Below are 15,233 nucleotides of genomic sequence, written 5' to 3'. Positions count from 1 at the left end.
CTAACGTATTTATTTATCTGCGTAATCACTGTTTTTAGTCTGTTTCAAAACAGTAGATGTTTTATCTACATTACGCATTTGGAATACCAACATGACGAATCCCTCCTTCTTAATTACAAATTTTTAGCATCTAATTTAACTTCAATTCCTATTATACAAAATTTTAAGATAATGCACTATCAACACACTCTTAAGTTTGCTTCTAAGTCTTATTTCCATAACTTCTTTTACGTTTCCGCCATTCTTTGCTGTTTCGATTTTTATGATATGGTGCAAGTCAGCACGAACACGAACCGTCTTATCTCCCATTATATCCTTTTTTTGTTGTTATCACGTCCTGTTCTTTTACTGACTGTTGCTTCAAAATCTGCTTGTGTCGGTCTGTCAGTTTCGCATGGTCGAGAATGTCTTTTACAACCTGCGTCTGGTTGATTTCATCAAGTTTAATCGCAACCTTTAAGGTCGGGGCAACTTGATGAGATAGCCAGTTCAGCGTCCTTTGGAAGGAGTAAGGCTCTGGTTTTGTGGTTAGTTTTAATCGTTCACGATTGTTCCCAATAAACCAAGCCCATTCTTCATTCAGTTTCCAATCAGAACGAGGTTTGGAATCGTCTTTATCTACAAAACGGATATACCGATTGATAATTTTAAAGGCGGTATGCTCTGGATTGTCATAGACGAGTAAATCACGGACTGCATAATAGGCACGCTCATTTTTCAATCGAATCTCAAAACGGTTTTTTACTTCTGCGTCTTCAATGGGAATATCATTTTTCTTGTACTGCTCGTAGTCCTTTTCATAGATACAGAAATAAACTTCACTTTGTAATGAACCGATATAGAGGGTGTTTCCCATACATTCCTTTTCCTCTTTGCGTACCAGTTCGCCACTGCGATAGCTTTTAAAACTGCGGAAGACGGAGATACATTCTTCCTGTTGGCACTTTTCAGTGAGTACAGGGATATTCAAAATCCCTGTCTTATCGTTAATGGCAAGGTCAAGGCGTTTCATCACACCGCCAGCCACCAAAACGTCCATAAAGAACTCATACCAGCTTCTTTGTTGTGCCAGAAGATAGCTTTCAAATTGTCTGCACCCACGACCTTTCAATTCCACCAGAACTCCTTTGTCCAGTTCATGGGAGCAAAGGACGAATATGTCGCCTAAAGCATAATGCTCTGAATAAGAATAGAAACCATAGTCCTCATGAAGAAAATAGGACAGTTTCAGTTGTAAGATGTTTTCGACCACCTGCTGTACGTCTGTTGTCGGAAAGCGAATCCTTACATAATCAAACAGCATTTCAAGGGGAGCGTCGGGATTGAAGCGTTCCAGAGCTTCCCAAAGGGACTGCTGTAAATCCTCTGATGGCTTGACTTTTCCTGTTTCAATATCGCTTAGATACTGCCTTGTAATACCAGTCGCAACAGCTAAACGGTTTTGAGATAGTCTATAAGCCAAGCGTTTTTCTTTTAAATGCTGTAACCAAGTTTGTTCATTCAGTAAAAATCCCTCCAATCAAAAAGGCGTATGTCAACTTTTAAAGCCCATTTGACATACGCTGAAATTTTGTAAATCCCTTGTAACCAAAGGATTTTCTAATGTTTTTTTGACTGTTTCCTGTCGATTTGTACCCCCCTGTTAGATACGGGGGGTTAAGTGCTGGCGTGGCTATTGCCACACCAGCCAGCAAGATCAGTCCACACCTGCGACTTCCGCTTCGCACGTCGCCTGCGTGGACTGTCTGCTGTTGGATAACTTTTTAATTTCCTCCAAGAAATCATATCCTTTTGGTACAAGGGGAGTATAAAACTCTGATATGACACTTGTTCCTACATCAACATAGCCACGACCTTTGATTCGCTTTAAGAAGAAATCCTTTTGTACGTCACTGCCAAACATCATGCCATAGCCCATTTCAGACATACGACCTAAAGCCACTCTGAAATTAAACTGATCACGGATTCCGTCGCCTAAATATTTTGCGTCTGGACGTTGACAAGCCAGTATTAGAAAGAAGCCAGCTTGACGACCTAACATGACAATCTGTTTCAGCTTATTCATAACTGCGGTGTTTTCTTTTGTTCCCAGCATTTCCATGAAAGCGACGTATTCATCAAAGATTAAGAAGTGTGCCGGGAGACCTAAGTAAGCATAATTTTTGCCAGTCTTATAGTTCTTCATCTGCTTCATTTCCTCACTACGTTTCATCATTTCTTCATAGAATGTTTCAATGCAAGAAAGCAAGTCTTCTTTTCTATAGTAGACATTTGCCATCACAGAACCTAAGTCCGCAAGGTCAGCATTTTTCGGGTCAAGAATATACAGTTTTGAATCTGTATGAAGCAAGGCTTCAATCAGTGTCAGTATAAAGTAAGTTTTACCGCCACCTGTACCACCAGCAATCAACATATGAGGGAGCTTATCATATTCCCACCATACGTTTTTCATTAAGCGAAGTTTACCATCTTTAGCTTCTACTTCATCAATAGAAATACGACTGGCTATGGTGTCATAGAGCAAAGTATATTCCACATAGGAATCCTTTAACTCTTTATCCGTCAGCTCACAGTACAAGCCACTCTCTAATTTCTTTTCCAAGTGTAAGAGTTGGTCTTGATATTTTCCCAGCGTGATTTCCACCCGTATCTGTATCAAGCCATTTTTAAGTCGATAATACATTTTAGGGAAGTAGGTTATCTTTTCCTTTGTACGACCAGCACTATCTTTAAAGAAACCCTCTGTTTTGACCTGTTCAGATTCATACCACTTGTTTTCAAGTATCATCTTTGCCAGTTTTTGACGGTGGTAAAGTTGTTTAACCGTATCATAGCGAACCCGTTTGAATACAAACGCTACCAGCAAGCAGATAAGAATTGCGACACTGAAACTGATAATTAAATAGGGAATGTCAATCTTATCTGCTTGTGATAGGTTAAAATCCTGCCAGTTGATCTGCTGGATTGTCTTCACATGAAACAGTCCGACAACCAGCAGGAAAACAGGCAGGAGTGACGCTATCGTAAAATGAAAGACTAAATCTTTACCAGATGGGCGAATCCTTTTACCACGCTGTTTCATGCGAAAAAGTCTCCTTTCTACCTAGCGACTATTTGTCTTGTGTCGGTTCTTTCTTTGCTTGTGGTTGAGCTTTGAATGAACTAGAATCCTTTGTCAGCACAATATCGTCTGCCTTGATATACCAGTCAACATCTGCTCCTTGATAGGTGGCAGTAGCAACGGTGTCCGCAATGGGATTGATAAGTTCCACCCGTGCGTTATAATCAAACTCTTTCAAAGGCAAGCTGGCAGGAATACTTACTTGAATCATGCGTCCTTGTCCTTTGGATTTTAAGTCATAGGTACGTTCCTTGATTTCATCTGAAACCGACCCGTCTTCATTTTGGATTCTCACTTCACGACGTAGAGCAGAGAATTTCAATTCTCCAAAAGTCGTGTCTTTATCTAATACAATGCCATTTGCTAATCTCATCATTTTTCCTCTCTTTCTTTATTCTTTTATCATGTCGTCAGCATGTAAAAGGTAATTTGTAAAACCACGAGTGCCGATTTTGTAGCCCTCTGCGGTAATACGTGGATTGACTAACTTCACACGTTCCTCAAAGCCGAAATGTTTTTCTCCAGCTTCAGCAGGAAGCACCACCACAATATCATCTGCTCTTTGAACGTCAGAATAGAGGTTGTAGCTTCGAGATAAGACAGTTAATTGTCCGTTGATTCTTCGCTGTTCTACTTTATCCTCGCCAGCAAATTCTAAATTGCCAAATGTTTTTTCCATGTTGGGAATCACAAATTTAAGTTCCATATTTTTACCTATCCTTTCTTTTTATTGTTTGATAAATCTTGTTTGTTTGATGGTCTTAAAGGGAGGGGAGCGACCTTTTGATTCTTGATTTTCTGTTTTCATAAGTTCACTTCCTTTCAAATATTGGGTAAAAAAATAGACACCTCATTTTTTGAAGTGTCTACCTATTAAATATTCAATTTTATTGGAAGTATCTTTGTATCTTCACTTTTCAAGGATAAATCGTCGTATCAAAGCTCATTCATAAGTAGTAAATTAGTAGTAAATTGAGTGGTTTTGACCTTGATAAAGTGTGATAAGTCCAGTGTTTATGCGGATAATTAGATTTTTATACTGTTTTTTAAGATAATAATAGTAGAAAATGTGTTTGCCAACTATTATAATATAATTAAAAAGAAAATGAAAGTGGGAAAATAAAGAGAAGAAAATTTTCTGAAAGTCTAGTTTGGACCGGCAGCTTGAACGAACCATTTAAGAATTTGTGGATACCATCCAGCTCCTGATAAAATAAGAAAAGTGTGAAATCCATGGCTTTTCTGAGCTCATGTTGCTTCCACACTTTTTATTGGGCTGTTTTATCTAGCAGCCTTTTGTTCTTTATGTTTGTGAAGAATAAAGGAGTTTGAAAAACTCAGGCTTGCTAGTACAAAAAGAAGAAGGGTTGTAGCTGGATAGCTAAGAGAGATATGATTGGTTTTGATGATAAAGAGAAGGGCAAAGGCAAGAATAGCAAAGAAAATGCTGAGGCCCCAAGTCATTCGGCGACTGAATAAGTGCTGCTCAAAGAGCAGAGGAATGAGGAGACAGCCTAGAAGAAGGCTCGTTGGGAAAACGACATACTCGGCGGAAAAAATAGTCAAGATACTCAGAGTGACAAACAGGCAGCTAAGCACATGATGGGTATAGTTGAGCCAATTTATTTTCATTGGAAAACCTCCTTTTGATGATAATTGTTTGGATACGGTTGATGGTGTAAACACCACACTTTCACACCTTTATTATAAGTCTTTAAAAGTAAAAAGCAAGCGTTTACAATCATATTTACTCAGTCTATCAATCTTTTTCATTACTCTGAATTATCAGATATTTTCAAGCTTTCTGGTACTTCTTTTTCTTTCAAAAAATAGATTTTTTCGGTATAATAGTCAAAGATAGTCAATGTTAGAGAAGACTTGAATGCTTATTTTTAGATATAACAGATAGAAAGGTATATCATGGGCATCAAAAACACCTCGGATAGTATAGAAGAATATATCAAAACAATTTTGGCGCAGGCGGGCATGGTCGAGCTGAAGCGCAGTGAGTTAGCTAATGTTTTTCAGGTGGTTCCGAGTCAGATCAATTATGTGATTAAGACACGCTTTACGGAGAGTCGGGGTTATATCGTCGAAAGCAAGCGCGGTGGCGGGGGCTATATCAGGATTGGTAAGATTGAATTTTCCGATCGGCACCAGATGTTGTCGGATTTGTTGACCAATGTCGGTGAGTCGCTCAGCCAGCCAGTTTTTTCAGATATTTTGCAGTGGCTCTTTGATGAAAAAATTATCAGTCAGCGTGAGGGAGATCTGCTTCTGGCTAGTGCCAGCGATGCTGTCTTGGGGGCAGAGGCTCCGAGGATTCGAGCCAGAATGTTACGGAAAATTTTGCAGCAATTAGATAGAAAAGGAAATTAAGAATATGAACTATTCAAAAGCTTTAGTAGAAAGCTTAGAAGCGGCTCAGCTTTTAGCTGGTCATTTTGCTACAGATTATTTAGAATCGTGGCAGATGCTGATGGCTCTAGCTAATAATCCCTACAGCGTTGCAGGCTCGGCTCTAAATGAATTCCCTATTGAAGTGGATAAACTGGAAGAAGCAGCCTTTGACATTACTGGAAAAGAGTATCAAAAACAAGGCGGTTTTGACTTATTGCCTTTCTCTCACCGTTTGGAGGAGCTCTTTACTCAAGCAGGGCAGATTGCGGAAGCCGTCCACGCTAAAAGCCTAGGGACAGAACATCTTCTCCTAGCCATACTATTTGATCGTGGGATCTTGGCAGCTCGTGTGCTAGAAGCTGCAGGTTTCGGCTATGATGATAAGAGTTCAGCCCCTCGGTTCAGTGATTTACGAAAGGTTTTAGAGCAGCGTGCTGGCTGGGGCAGAGAGGAAATCAAATCGATCCGCTCGCTAAATAAAAACACGGCCTCTGCCAAGCAAACCATGGCAAATATGATGGGTATGCCTCCTTCAACTAGTGGCGGTCTGGAAGACTATACTCGGGATTTGACAGAGCTGGCTCGGGCTGGTCGTCTGGAACCAGTTATCGGTCGGGATGAGGAAATTTCTCGGATGATTCAGATCCTCAGCCGCAAGACAAAGAATAATCCAGTGCTAGTTGGTGATGCGGGGGTTGGTAAGACAGCTCTGGCGCTAGGTTTGGCTCAACGCGTAGCAGCTGGTCAGGTTCCAGCAGAACTTGCCAAGATGCGCGTCTTGGAACTAGACTTGATGAATGTTGTCGCTGGGACTCGTTTCCGCGGAGACTTTGAAGAGCGGATGAACAATATCATCAATGACATCGAAGAAGACGGCCATGTCATCCTCTTTATCGATGAGCTGCATACCATCATGGGTTCTGGCAGCGGGATTGATTCGACCTTGGATGCGGCCAATATCCTGAAACCTGCTCTGGCTCGGGGAACCTTGCGGACAGTTGGTGCTACGACGCAGGAAGAGTATCAGAAACATATCGAAAAAGATGCTGCTCTGTCTCGGCGTTTTGCCAAGGTCACTATTGAAGAACCTACTGTGGCCGACAGCATTGCTATTCTGCAGGGTTTGAGAAAGAGCTATGAGAATCATCACAAGGTGCAGATTAGTGATCAGGCCATTGAAACAGCAGTCAAGTATGCACATCGCTATCTGACCAGCAAGCATTTGCCAGACTCTGCCATTGACCTTTTGGATGAAGCTAGTGCAACGGTGCAGAATAAAGGACCGCAGAATTATAAACAGTCGGATTTGACGCCTGTGGATCAGGCTTTGATGGCTGGAAAGTTGAAAAAAGTCGGTCAGCTACTCGCAAAAGAGCAGGAACCAACTGTTTACAAGCTGAAAGTGGAAGCAGAGGATATCTTAGAGACTCTCAGTCGCTTGTCTGGTATTCCTGTGCAGAAATTAACTCAGACAGATGCCAAAAAATATCTCAACTTGGAAAAAGAACTACACAAGCGAGTTATCGGGCAGGATGCAGCAGTTTCGGCTGTCAGCCGAGCTATTCGTCGCAATCAATCGGGCATTCGCACTGGTAAACGCCCAATTGGTTCTTTTATGTTCCTAGGGCCAACGGGTGTCGGAAAGACAGAGCTGGCTAAGGCCTTGGCAGAAGTTCTCTTTGATGATGAATCCGCCCTGATTCGCTTTGACATGAGTGAATATATGGAGAAATTCGCAGCCAGTCGTCTTAACGGGGCGCCTCCAGGCTATGTAGGCTATGAGGAAGGCGGCGAATTGACGGAAAAGGTTCGCAACCGTCCATATTCAGTTCTTCTCTTTGACGAGGTAGAAAAGGCTCATCCAGATATTTTCAATGTCCTCTTGCAGGTCTTGGATGATGGTCAGCTGACCGATAGCAAGGGCCGCAAGGTGGACTTCTCCAATACGATCATTATCATGACCAGCAATCTGGGGGCAACAGCCCTGCGGGATGATAAGACGGTTGGTTTTGGGGCGCGTGACATCCGCTTTGATCAGGCTAATATGGAAAAACGTATTCTGGAAGAATTGAAGAAGACCTACCGGCCTGAATTTATCAACCGGATTGATGAAAAGGTGGTCTTCCACAGTCTGTCTGCTGAGGATATGCAGGAAGTGGTCAAGATTATGGTGCAACCGTTGATTAGGAGTCTGGCAGAGCAAGGCATCGTGCTTAAATTCCAAGCTAGTGCCCTGAAATTGCTGGCTCAGGAAGGTTACGTTCCAGAAATGGGAGCGCGGCCGCTGCGCCGTACCCTGCAGACGCAGGTGGAGGACAAGCTATCTGAGTTGCTCCTGACTGGAGATTTGGCAGCTGGTCAAACGCTTAAAGTTGGTGTCAAAGGTGGCCAACTCAAATTTGAAATGGCTTAGGGAGGATGTGTGCAATGGAAATTCGTGTGATGACAGAAAAGGATTATGCCTCTGTTTACCAGCTGTGGCTCTCTTGCGCTGGTATGGGGCTCAATAACTTAGATGACTCTGAAGAAGGGATTGCCCGCTTTTTGAAGCGCAATCCTGAGACCTGTCTGGTTGCCTTGGAAGGGGAGAGCTTTATAGGTGCTATTCTAGTTGGCACAGATGGACGTAGAGCGTACATTTATCATACAGCTGTCCATCCATATTTTCGTAGAAAAGGAGTAGGCAGAGCTCTGGTCGAACAGGCCTTGTCAGCAGTGAAAAGACTTGGTATCCATAAAGTATCGCTGGTCGTTTTTGAAAGAAATGAACTGGGCAACCGTTTTTGGCAGGAGCTGGGATTTTCAGTTAGAAATGATCTGCTTTACCGAGATCAAGGACTAACGGAGATGATTCGACAGGATACGTAAAAAGCTGATTTACTTAGCATTCTTGCTAGGCTAGTCAGAACCGTGTTATCCTACTGAAGAATATCGTTTAGAAAGGCAGAAACTGTGTCTCTTCGTTATCTTGCTCGAATAGCTCTTCTGGCGGCTGTCTGCGTCGTGCTTCGTTATGCTTTTGCTGGTCTGCCCAATATCAAGCCGATTACAGCGCTGTATTTTCTCTTGGTGGATTTTGAGGACTTGAAGGGCTCTCTTCTAGTCATGTCTATCAGTATCTTTGTATCTTCTTTCCTCTTTGGAATGGGACAATGGGTTCTTTTCCAGATCTTATCCTTTACGGTGGTTATTTTCCTATGGTACCTACTGTATCGGCGACTAGGCTTGTTTGGCCAGAGTATGTTGGCCTTGCTTTTAGCCTTTAGCTATGGTCTTGTGATTGATGGTATCACAGCCTTGCTTTATCAAATGCCTTGGTGGACCTATGTGGCAGCGGGAGTGGGCTTCAATCTAGCCCACGCCTGGTCCACGATGCTCTTCTATCCTATTTTGTATTTTATTTTAAGGAGACTTTATCATGAAAAAAATCTTTAGTTTACTTACGCTTGCCTTTGCTCTCTTTTTAGTGGGCTGTAGCAATAATCAAACAAAAAACGATACCAGCTCTAGTTCTGCTGCTTCTTCCGTCAAAAAGGAACTGAAAATCAGCATCAGTATTGCACCAGAAGGTCAGGAGAAGAGCGAGAAAACGGTGGCTGTTGCAGAAGGAAAGACAGCGATGGATGCTTTGAAGAAGGCCTATAAGGTCGAAGAAAAAGATGGTTTTATCACTTCGATTGACGGTCATGCTCAGGATGAAGCAAAGGGCCTCTACTGGATGTTTAAGGTCAACGGAGAAATGGCTCCTAAGGGTGCCAATCAAATCACGCTCAAGGATGGAGACAAGCTGGAATTCTACCAAGAAGTCTATCAGCAATAAATCTTGTAGAAAAAGAATCTGATGCTTAAGACATTAGGTTCTTTTTTTGCGCTTAATGCAGTTTTAAAGTGTCTGAAAAATATTTTTATAAAATTTTATAAAAAACTATTGACAAAAGAAAAATATAGTTTATAATAAAACCATAGAAATAATAAAATATAATAAAAAGGTTAAGCGTATGAAAGAAAAAATTGCAATCGTCTTTGGAACCTTTGCTCCCTTGCATCAGGGGCATATCGATTTGATTCAGAAGGCGAAGCGTTCTTACGACAAGGTGCGCGTGGTGGTTTCTGGTTATCAGGAAGACCGTGGAGAGGAAGCAGGTCTGTCTCTGCAGAAGCGATTCCGTTATACTCGTGAGACCTTCGCAGATGATGAACTGACTCAGGTTTATAAACTAGACGAAACGTCTTTTCCCCGCTATCCTCTGGGTTGGGACAAGTGGCTGTCGACTTTATTAGAGTTGGTGGGCTATGATGCAGAAGGTGAAGAGCTGATTTTCTTTGTCGGAGAGGCTGATTATCAGGCCGAGTTGGAAAAGCGTGGCTTCAAAACTTCTTTTGAGGAGCGACAGTTTGGGATTTCAGCTACGATGATTCGGGAAAATCCTAGCCTTTATTGGAAATATATCGCCCAACCTTTCCGCCGTCACTTTACCAAGAAAGTGCTGATTATGGGTAGCGCCAGTAATGGTAAAACGACCTTGGCTAAGGATTTGGCTCGCTACTATGATGCTCCAGTTAGTCTAGAATATGCTCGAGAATACCAGATTCAAAATAACGTACGAGACGATGAGTTGACACCTAAGGATTACTATTATCTACTTCTGGGGCAATACGCTCAGACTTCTCGCCTCATTGACAGCAACGCAAACCGTGGTCTGGTCGTGGCCGATACAAATTCGCTAGTAACCAAGGCCTACTATGACTACTATCTGAAAGAAAGTCCCGTTCAAGACGAGGAGACAGATACCTTTGACAATCTCTTTGCCAGCATTTTGTCTAAGGAAAAATGGGATTTGATTCTCTTTGCTGAGCCGGTCGGAGCCTATGTCAACGATGGCTTTCGCGATATGAGCATGGCAGACGAGGCTATCCGCAGTGATTTTTCTAGCTATTTGAAAAGGCTGAAAGAGGAGTGTTTAGCTCATATTCCGACGGTCTATCTGGCTGGCAGTTATTTTGACAATTATCAGGCGGCTAAAGAAGCGATCGACATGATTTATCAAGCAGATTAAAAAAGAAAGTGGTAAAATAGAATGGTAGTAAAAAATCAAAAACTCTCACCTGCAGCTCTCTCCGCAGGACTAAAACAAAAATCTCAAACCTTTGCTCGGAATTTTCAGAATGTCTGTGCAGCAGCTAAAGAACAGGGCTTTAGCGGTATTGCCAAATTGCTCTGGCAGGATTTATTTGGCGGGCGTAGCTTGTCTCAATGGCTCTACTTGATTGCTCTTTCCAGTCTGCCCTTCATTCTGGAGTTTACCAGTGGGCAGGAGCAGCATGACTGGTTGGGACTCTTTGCTTCCTGGACAGGCATCGTCTGCGTCATCCTAGTAGCTGAGGGGCGGGCCAGCAATTACCTCTTTGGAGCTGTTAATTCGGCGATTTATCTCATTTTGTCCTTCCAGGCTAGCTTTTATGGAGAAGTGCTGACTACGGTTTACTTCTTTATCATGCAGCCGATTGGCCTTTATACTTGGCTGTCCAACCGAGTCAATGAACAAGATAAGACAGAGCCTTCTCATTTTGAAGCTAAGAAGTTAGACTGGCGTGGCTGGCTTAAATATTTGGCCTTGACTGCCTTGATTTGGATTGGCATGGGCTTTGCTTATAAGAGCATTCACAGTCACCGGCCTTTCCGCGATAGTGTGACAGATGCGACCAATGGAATCGGCCAGCTTCTCATGACGGGGCTCTATCGCGAGCAATGGATTTTCTGGATTGCGACCAATCTCTTCAGTATCTACCTCTGGTGGGGTAGCAACCTTCATATCCAGGCCATGTACTGGGTCTATACCCTCAATAGTATCGTCGGCTGGTATCAGTGGACCAAGGCAGTGAAGAAAGCTTAGAGCAAGATTTGGAGGATTTTTGATAGAAAAAATAGCTTAGGAAAGGAAGAAAAATTCATGACCAAACAGGATATCCCAGCGGGAATGTCGGAAAAAGAGTATTACGAAACAATGGCGGATGAGTCCGCCTTTTTAGCATGGTACAAGACACAGGATTTGCCCAAGTATGAGACACCTAGCGTAACAGCAGATATGGTGGCTTATTGTTTTGTGGAAGGCCAGATAAAACTCTTGGTTATTAAGCGCAAGGCCCATCCTTATCAGAATAAATATGCTCTGGTCGGAGGTTTTGTGGACAAAAATGAGGATGCCTATCAAGCCTGCATTCGGGAGGTCAAGGAAGAAGTAGACCTCGAGATACCGCTGGAAAAGGTGGAGCAGCTGATGACGGTTTCCACTCCAGGACGCGATCCGCGTGGTTGGGTTATCACCATTGCCCATCTGGTCTATCTGCCGGCAATCGCTATCAACCAAGTCAAGGCTGGTGATGATGCTAAGGAAGTCACCTTCCTTAATGTGGACTTTAAGACAAGGAGTTTTAGAGATGGCGAGCGGCTTCTAACAGCAGAGGACTTTGCCTTTGACCACTACCAAATCCTGCTGGAGTCTATCAAGCGGATTCAGGGGCGACTGGACTGGAATCCAACTTTTCTTCATTTGCTAGAATCGCCGTTTACTGTTTATGAAGGGACTGAGTTGGTCAATCTCATCACGCCTAGACGCCCCATCGTCAGCAATAATTTTCTCGTAAAATTTGGAGAATATTTGGAAGAGGCTGGCGTTAAGCGCGTGCCAAAGAAGAAACCAAGAAAAGTTTATAAACTGAAGACAGAAAAATCAGATTAAAAGAAAATTGATGATATAGTTTACTTGCAGGACAAAGATGTTCTGCTTTTTTTATTTTTATTACGAATATAAAAGTAGCGACATATCTGCTGAAGAAGAGAGGAGGCCTAAGTTCCGGATGCTATTTGCTTCAAAAATTTTTGAAAAATTCCATTTATCTAGTTGACATACTTTATTGCAAGTGTTACAATAATATTACAAAAAGATTTCCGAATGTTACAAAGGAGAAGAAAAAATGAAAACTAAGACTTATACAAAATTGATGGCTGCTACTGTTCTAGCTTCTAGCTTACTTTTAGGGGCTTGTGGTCACAAAGAAGAAACCAAGACTAGCGCAAGTGCTAATAAGACAGTACAAACTTCTTCTAGCTCTAAAGTTACTTCATCTAGCAAAGCTAGCAGCGCTCCAAAAGCCAGCAGCAATGCTTCTTCAAACAAAACAGTAGGACAAGCAGAACAAGTACAGAAAGCCGTGGAATCCGTTCAACCTTCACAAAATCAAACTCAACAAGGAGTGGATCAGCAAGTTCAAGCTCAACAAAATACACGGGCTCAACCAAGCCAATCTCAACAAGCTCCTAGTCAACAAGCTACGCCGACTCAACCAACTAAACCAAATCAAGCAACTCAGCCAGCCCAACCGAGTCAACCAGCTCAAAATCCAGCAACTGATCGTCAGCTTCAAAACAAGCAGGCAGAAACAAATGCTCGCTATAAAGGCGTTTTGAATATGGTGGATGGAGATTTCTCTGCAGCTGCTGGTAGTTGGACAGATGCAGGAGGTAGTACAGTGACTGTTTCAGCAGGCGGACAATTTAGCGTCAAGTCAGCGAATGGAACTGTCAATACTTACCATGTTGCTTCATATGCCTATACTTTGGATGATGGTCGCTATACAGCTCAGCTGGGTTCTGCTGAGTCATCTGCTCCTAAATTGGGCATCCAAATCACTACTGGCGCTGATGGTAAAGTAGCTAGTGTTCAATTGATCAAATAAGAAAAAAGAAATAAAAAAGGAGGCACCTTTGTAGATGCTTCCTTTTTTTATTTCTTTAATCTTGGAGTTGCAAGAGTTCTTCAATCTCTGCCAATGTGCTGGCCTGTGAAATGGCACCGCGAAGTTTAGCTGCACCAGATGTTCCACGAAGGTAGTGAGGAGCGAGTCCGCGGAATTCACGAACGGCTACGTTTTCTCCTTTGAGGTTAATCAAGCGTTTGAGATGTTCATAAGCAATCTTCATCTTATCTTCAAAGGTCAAGTCTGGCAGGATTTCGCCTGTTTCAAAATAGTGATTGATTTGGTTGAAGAGGTAGGGATTTCCCATAGCTGCACGGCCAATCATGACAGCGTCAGCACCAACCTCTTCGATACGTTGTTTGGCTTCTTGCACGCTGCGGATATCACCGTTAGCGATGAAAGGAATCTTGGTCAGGGCTTGGGCTACGTCGTGCAAGGTCTCGAGGTCTGCGTGACCTGTATACATTTGCTCACGGGTGCGACCGTGCATGGCTAAAGCTGAAACACCAGCCGCTTCGGCTGCCAGAGCATTTTCTACAGCCAGTGAGCTGTCGGACCAACCTGTCCGCATCTTGACTGTCAGAGGGATATCCAAAACGGACTGAACCTTGTTGATAATTTTATAGATTTTCTCAGGATCCTTGAGCCACATAGCGCCAGCTTCGTTTTTGACGATTTTGTTAACAGGGCAGCCCATGTTGATATCGACGATATCCGTCTTGGTATTTTCTTGGATAAATTCCGCTGCGCGGGCTAAACTGTCCTCGTCGCTACCGAAAAGCTGGATAGAAACGGGATTTTCTCCCTCATCAATATGGAGCATATGGAGAGTTTTCTCGTTGTTATACTGGATGCCCTTGTCAGAGACCATTTCCATCACGACCAGGCCTGCCCCCAGCTCTTTGGCAATGGTCCGGAAAGCAGAGTTGGTTACACCAGCCATAGGCGCCAGAACCGTACGGTTGGGAATTTCAACATTTCCAATCATAAAAGGGGTATTAAGATTTGTCACGAATCAGTTCCTCCAAGTCATTTTGGTCAAAGTGGTAGGCTGTCTGGCAGAATTGACAGATGATTTCAGCCCCGTGGTCTTGGTCACGCATCTCTTCTAAGTCAGCCTTTGGCAGGGTAGCCAAGGCATTCATGAAGCGCTCTTTGCTGCAGTCGCACTGGAAGCGAATTTCCTCTTCAGACAGGCGTTTGTAGGGTTCATCTCCATAGATGGCAGCCAGCAGAGCTTCGATGTGATCATCGGATTCTAACAGCTTAGAGATGGCAGGCATTTCTTGGATCCGCTTCTCGAAGCGAGCGATATCAGCTTCTTTAGCACCAGGCAGAGCTTGTACCAAGAAACCACCAGCAACCTTAACTTTATCATGCTCATCCAAGAGAACATTGAGGCCAACGGCAGAAGGAGTTTGCTGGCTTTCAGTCAAGTAGAAGGCTAGGTCTTCGCCGATTTCACCAGAAATGAGTGGTGTCATAGAATTGTAGGGATTGCCAGTACCGTAGTCCGTGATAACCAAAAATTGACCAGAGCCGACAAAGGGACCGACCAGAACTTCGCCAGTAGCTGTCTTTTTAATATCGACACCGGGATTTTGCACATAGCCTTTGACATTACCCTCGGTATCTGCCACGGTGATGATTGCGCCTAGCGAGCTAGTACCAAGAACCTTGACGGTGATTTTGGTCTGGCCCTTTTCATTAGCCGCCAAAATCTGGCTGGCAATCAGTGTGCGACCAAGTGCAACGGTAGAGCTTGCTTGAGTTTGATGTTTTTCTTGAGCGGTCCGAACCGTCTCTGTGCTGTCCAGCACATAAGCACGAAAAGAACCGTTTTCTGAGATAGTTTTGATAATTTTGTCCATACCTTTTATTTTAACATAAAAATAAAAACAAACGTAGCCTTTGTGCTTGTTTTGTCAAAGATTTCTTCTTTAGATTGTGCTAG

At 43.1% G+C, this 15,233-nt stretch carries 19 protein-coding genes; 9 read left to right on the top strand and 10 right to left on the bottom strand.

The window, feature by feature from the left end; translation table 11 throughout:
- Nucleotides 1-9 precede the first annotated feature (9 nt).
- From FZ941_RS06260 to FZ941_RS06220, 8 genes are all read right to left on the bottom strand, one after another.
- A complete protein-coding gene (locus FZ941_RS06260; protein ID WP_001814874.1) occupies nucleotides 10-93 on the bottom strand; it encodes a 23S rRNA methyltransferase attenuation leader peptide in 84 nt (27 codons plus the stop codon).
- 48 nt (nucleotides 94-141) lie between these two features.
- Nucleotides 142-309, bottom strand: a complete 168-nt coding sequence (locus FZ941_RS06255) for an MLS leader peptide (protein WP_000502600.1) — start codon at nucleotides 307-309, stop codon at nucleotides 142-144.
- Nucleotides 299-1,519 carry a MobT family relaxase gene (mobT, locus tag FZ941_RS06250; protein WP_148887244.1) on the bottom strand — a complete coding sequence of 407 codons (1,221 nt, stop codon included), beginning with the start codon at nucleotides 1,517-1,519 and terminating at the stop codon, nucleotides 299-301. Before mobT ends, FZ941_RS06255 begins: the two co-directional genes overlap by 11 nt.
- Nucleotides 1,520-1,541: 22 nt before the next feature.
- Nucleotides 1,542-1,694 (bottom strand): hypothetical protein, encoded by a 153-nt coding sequence (locus FZ941_RS06245; RefSeq protein WP_000879507.1) that lies wholly within the window; start codon nucleotides 1,692-1,694, stop codon nucleotides 1,542-1,544.
- Nucleotides 1,695-1,696: 2 nt separating this feature from the next.
- On the bottom strand, nucleotides 1,697-3,082 hold the full coding sequence (locus FZ941_RS06240; protein ID WP_000813488.1) for an FtsK/SpoIIIE domain-containing protein: 1,386 nt from the start codon (nucleotides 3,080-3,082) through the stop codon (nucleotides 1,697-1,699).
- A gap of 28 nt (nucleotides 3,083-3,110) precedes the next feature.
- Nucleotides 3,111-3,497, bottom strand: a complete 387-nt coding sequence (locus FZ941_RS06235; RefSeq protein WP_148876440.1) for a YdcP family protein — start codon at nucleotides 3,495-3,497, stop codon at nucleotides 3,111-3,113.
- A gap of 15 nt (nucleotides 3,498-3,512) precedes the next feature.
- Nucleotides 3,513-3,827, bottom strand: coding sequence for a YdcP family protein (locus tag FZ941_RS06230; RefSeq protein ID WP_071408137.1), 315 nt, complete (start codon nucleotides 3,825-3,827; stop codon nucleotides 3,513-3,515).
- A gap of 575 nt (nucleotides 3,828-4,402) precedes the next feature.
- Complete coding sequence (locus FZ941_RS06220) at nucleotides 4,403-4,753, bottom strand: hypothetical protein (RefSeq protein WP_148887243.1); 351 nt, start codon at nucleotides 4,751-4,753, stop codon at nucleotides 4,403-4,405.
- Between the two features lie 288 nt (nucleotides 4,754-5,041).
- On the opposite strand from FZ941_RS06220, the gene FZ941_RS06215 reads away from it, so the two are divergent.
- From FZ941_RS06215 to FZ941_RS06175, 9 genes are all read left to right on the top strand, one after another.
- Entirely contained in the window at nucleotides 5,042-5,500 is a 459-nt protein-coding gene (locus tag FZ941_RS06215; protein WP_148887242.1) for a CtsR family transcriptional regulator, read from the top strand.
- Between the two features lie 4 nt (nucleotides 5,501-5,504).
- Nucleotides 5,505-7,934, top strand: a complete 2,430-nt coding sequence (locus tag FZ941_RS06210) for an ATP-dependent Clp protease ATP-binding subunit (protein WP_148887241.1) — start codon at nucleotides 5,505-5,507, stop codon at nucleotides 7,932-7,934.
- A gap of 14 nt (nucleotides 7,935-7,948) precedes the next feature.
- Nucleotides 7,949-8,389: a GNAT family N-acetyltransferase gene (locus FZ941_RS06205; RefSeq protein ID WP_005591148.1), complete on the top strand. Its 441-nt coding sequence runs from the start codon at nucleotides 7,949-7,951 to the stop codon at nucleotides 8,387-8,389.
- Between the two features lie 84 nt (nucleotides 8,390-8,473).
- Complete coding sequence (locus FZ941_RS06200; RefSeq protein ID WP_148887240.1) at nucleotides 8,474-8,956, top strand: ECF transporter S component; 483 nt, start codon at nucleotides 8,474-8,476, stop codon at nucleotides 8,954-8,956.
- Nucleotides 8,940-9,341, top strand: a complete 402-nt coding sequence (locus FZ941_RS06195; protein ID WP_125383461.1) for a DUF4430 domain-containing protein — start codon at nucleotides 8,940-8,942, stop codon at nucleotides 9,339-9,341. The genes FZ941_RS06200 and FZ941_RS06195 overlap by 17 nt, the downstream gene beginning before the upstream one ends.
- A 178-nt stretch (nucleotides 9,342-9,519) precedes the next feature.
- The gene (locus FZ941_RS06190) at nucleotides 9,520-10,578 is read left to right on the top strand and encodes an AAA family ATPase (RefSeq protein ID WP_005591145.1); all 1,059 of its coding nucleotides are present in this window, start codon (nucleotides 9,520-9,522) and stop codon (nucleotides 10,576-10,578) included.
- A gap of 21 nt (nucleotides 10,579-10,599) precedes the next feature.
- Nucleotides 10,600-11,415 (top strand): nicotinamide riboside transporter PnuC, encoded by an 816-nt coding sequence (pnuC, locus tag FZ941_RS06185; RefSeq protein ID WP_005591144.1) that lies wholly within the window; start codon nucleotides 10,600-10,602, stop codon nucleotides 11,413-11,415.
- A 57-nt stretch (nucleotides 11,416-11,472) separates the two neighbouring features.
- Nucleotides 11,473-12,261 (top strand): NUDIX hydrolase, encoded by a 789-nt coding sequence (locus FZ941_RS06180; RefSeq protein WP_125383460.1) that lies wholly within the window; start codon nucleotides 11,473-11,475, stop codon nucleotides 12,259-12,261.
- Nucleotides 12,262-12,496: 235 nt separating this feature from the next.
- Complete coding sequence (locus FZ941_RS06175; protein WP_125383459.1) at nucleotides 12,497-13,258, top strand: hypothetical protein; 762 nt, start codon at nucleotides 12,497-12,499, stop codon at nucleotides 13,256-13,258.
- A gap of 55 nt (nucleotides 13,259-13,313) precedes the next feature.
- Here FZ941_RS06175 and dusB read toward each other — a convergent pair whose 3' ends face one another.
- Nucleotides 13,314-14,291: a tRNA dihydrouridine synthase DusB gene (dusB, locus tag FZ941_RS06170; RefSeq protein ID WP_148887239.1), complete on the bottom strand. Its 978-nt coding sequence runs from the start codon at nucleotides 14,289-14,291 to the stop codon at nucleotides 13,314-13,316.
- Nucleotides 14,278-15,150, bottom strand: coding sequence for an Hsp33 family molecular chaperone HslO (gene hslO / locus FZ941_RS06165; RefSeq protein WP_045497810.1), 873 nt, complete (start codon nucleotides 15,148-15,150; stop codon nucleotides 14,278-14,280). The genes dusB and hslO overlap by 14 nt, the downstream gene beginning before the upstream one ends.
- Between the last annotated feature and the right edge of the window lie 83 nt (nucleotides 15,151-15,233).

Source organism: Streptococcus sp. Marseille-P6264 (genome assembly GCF_902460355.1).
Classification (GTDB): Bacteria; Bacillota; Bacilli; order Lactobacillales; family Streptococcaceae; genus Streptococcus.
Note: the sequence above shows the minus strand (reverse complement) of the source record. Positions and strands in the feature narration are given on the sequence as shown.

What these genes read in the sequence shown, in the direction of transcription:
- FZ941_RS06260 (WP_001814874.1), bottom strand. Translation starts at nt 93, where the DNA reads ATGTTGGTATTCCAAATGCGTAATGTAGATAAAACATCTACTGTTTTG.
- FZ941_RS06255 (WP_000502600.1), bottom strand. Translation starts at nt 309, where the DNA reads ATGGGAGATAAGACGGTTCGTGTTCGTGCTGACTTGCACCATATCATA.
- FZ941_RS06240 (WP_000813488.1), bottom strand. Translation starts at nt 3,082, where the DNA reads ATGAAACAGCGTGGTAAAAGGATTCGCCCATCTGGTAAAGATTTAGTC.
- FZ941_RS06235 (WP_148876440.1), bottom strand. Translation starts at nt 3,497, where the DNA reads ATGATGAGATTAGCAAATGGCATTGTATTAGATAAAGACACGACTTTT.
- FZ941_RS06230 (WP_071408137.1), bottom strand. Translation starts at nt 3,827, where the DNA reads ATGGAACTTAAATTTGTGATTCCCAACATGGAAAAAACATTTGGCAAT.
- FZ941_RS06220 (WP_148887243.1), bottom strand. Translation starts at nt 4,753, where the DNA reads ATGAAAATAAATTGGCTCAACTATACCCATCATGTGCTTAGCTGCCTG.
- FZ941_RS06215 (WP_148887242.1), top strand. Translation starts at nt 5,042, where the DNA reads ATGGGCATCAAAAACACCTCGGATAGTATAGAAGAATATATCAAAACA.
- FZ941_RS06210 (WP_148887241.1), top strand. Translation starts at nt 5,505, where the DNA reads ATGAACTATTCAAAAGCTTTAGTAGAAAGCTTAGAAGCGGCTCAGCTT.
- FZ941_RS06205 (WP_005591148.1), top strand. Translation starts at nt 7,949, where the DNA reads ATGGAAATTCGTGTGATGACAGAAAAGGATTATGCCTCTGTTTACCAG.
- FZ941_RS06195 (WP_125383461.1), top strand. Translation starts at nt 8,940, where the DNA reads ATGAAAAAAATCTTTAGTTTACTTACGCTTGCCTTTGCTCTCTTTTTA.
- FZ941_RS06190 (WP_005591145.1), top strand. Translation starts at nt 9,520, where the DNA reads ATGAAAGAAAAAATTGCAATCGTCTTTGGAACCTTTGCTCCCTTGCAT.
- pnuC (WP_005591144.1), top strand. Translation starts at nt 10,600, where the DNA reads ATGGTAGTAAAAAATCAAAAACTCTCACCTGCAGCTCTCTCCGCAGGA.
- FZ941_RS06180 (WP_125383460.1), top strand. Translation starts at nt 11,473, where the DNA reads ATGACCAAACAGGATATCCCAGCGGGAATGTCGGAAAAAGAGTATTAC.
- FZ941_RS06175 (WP_125383459.1), top strand. Translation starts at nt 12,497, where the DNA reads ATGAAAACTAAGACTTATACAAAATTGATGGCTGCTACTGTTCTAGCT.
- hslO (WP_045497810.1), bottom strand. Translation starts at nt 15,150, where the DNA reads ATGGACAAAATTATCAAAACTATCTCAGAAAACGGTTCTTTTCGTGCT.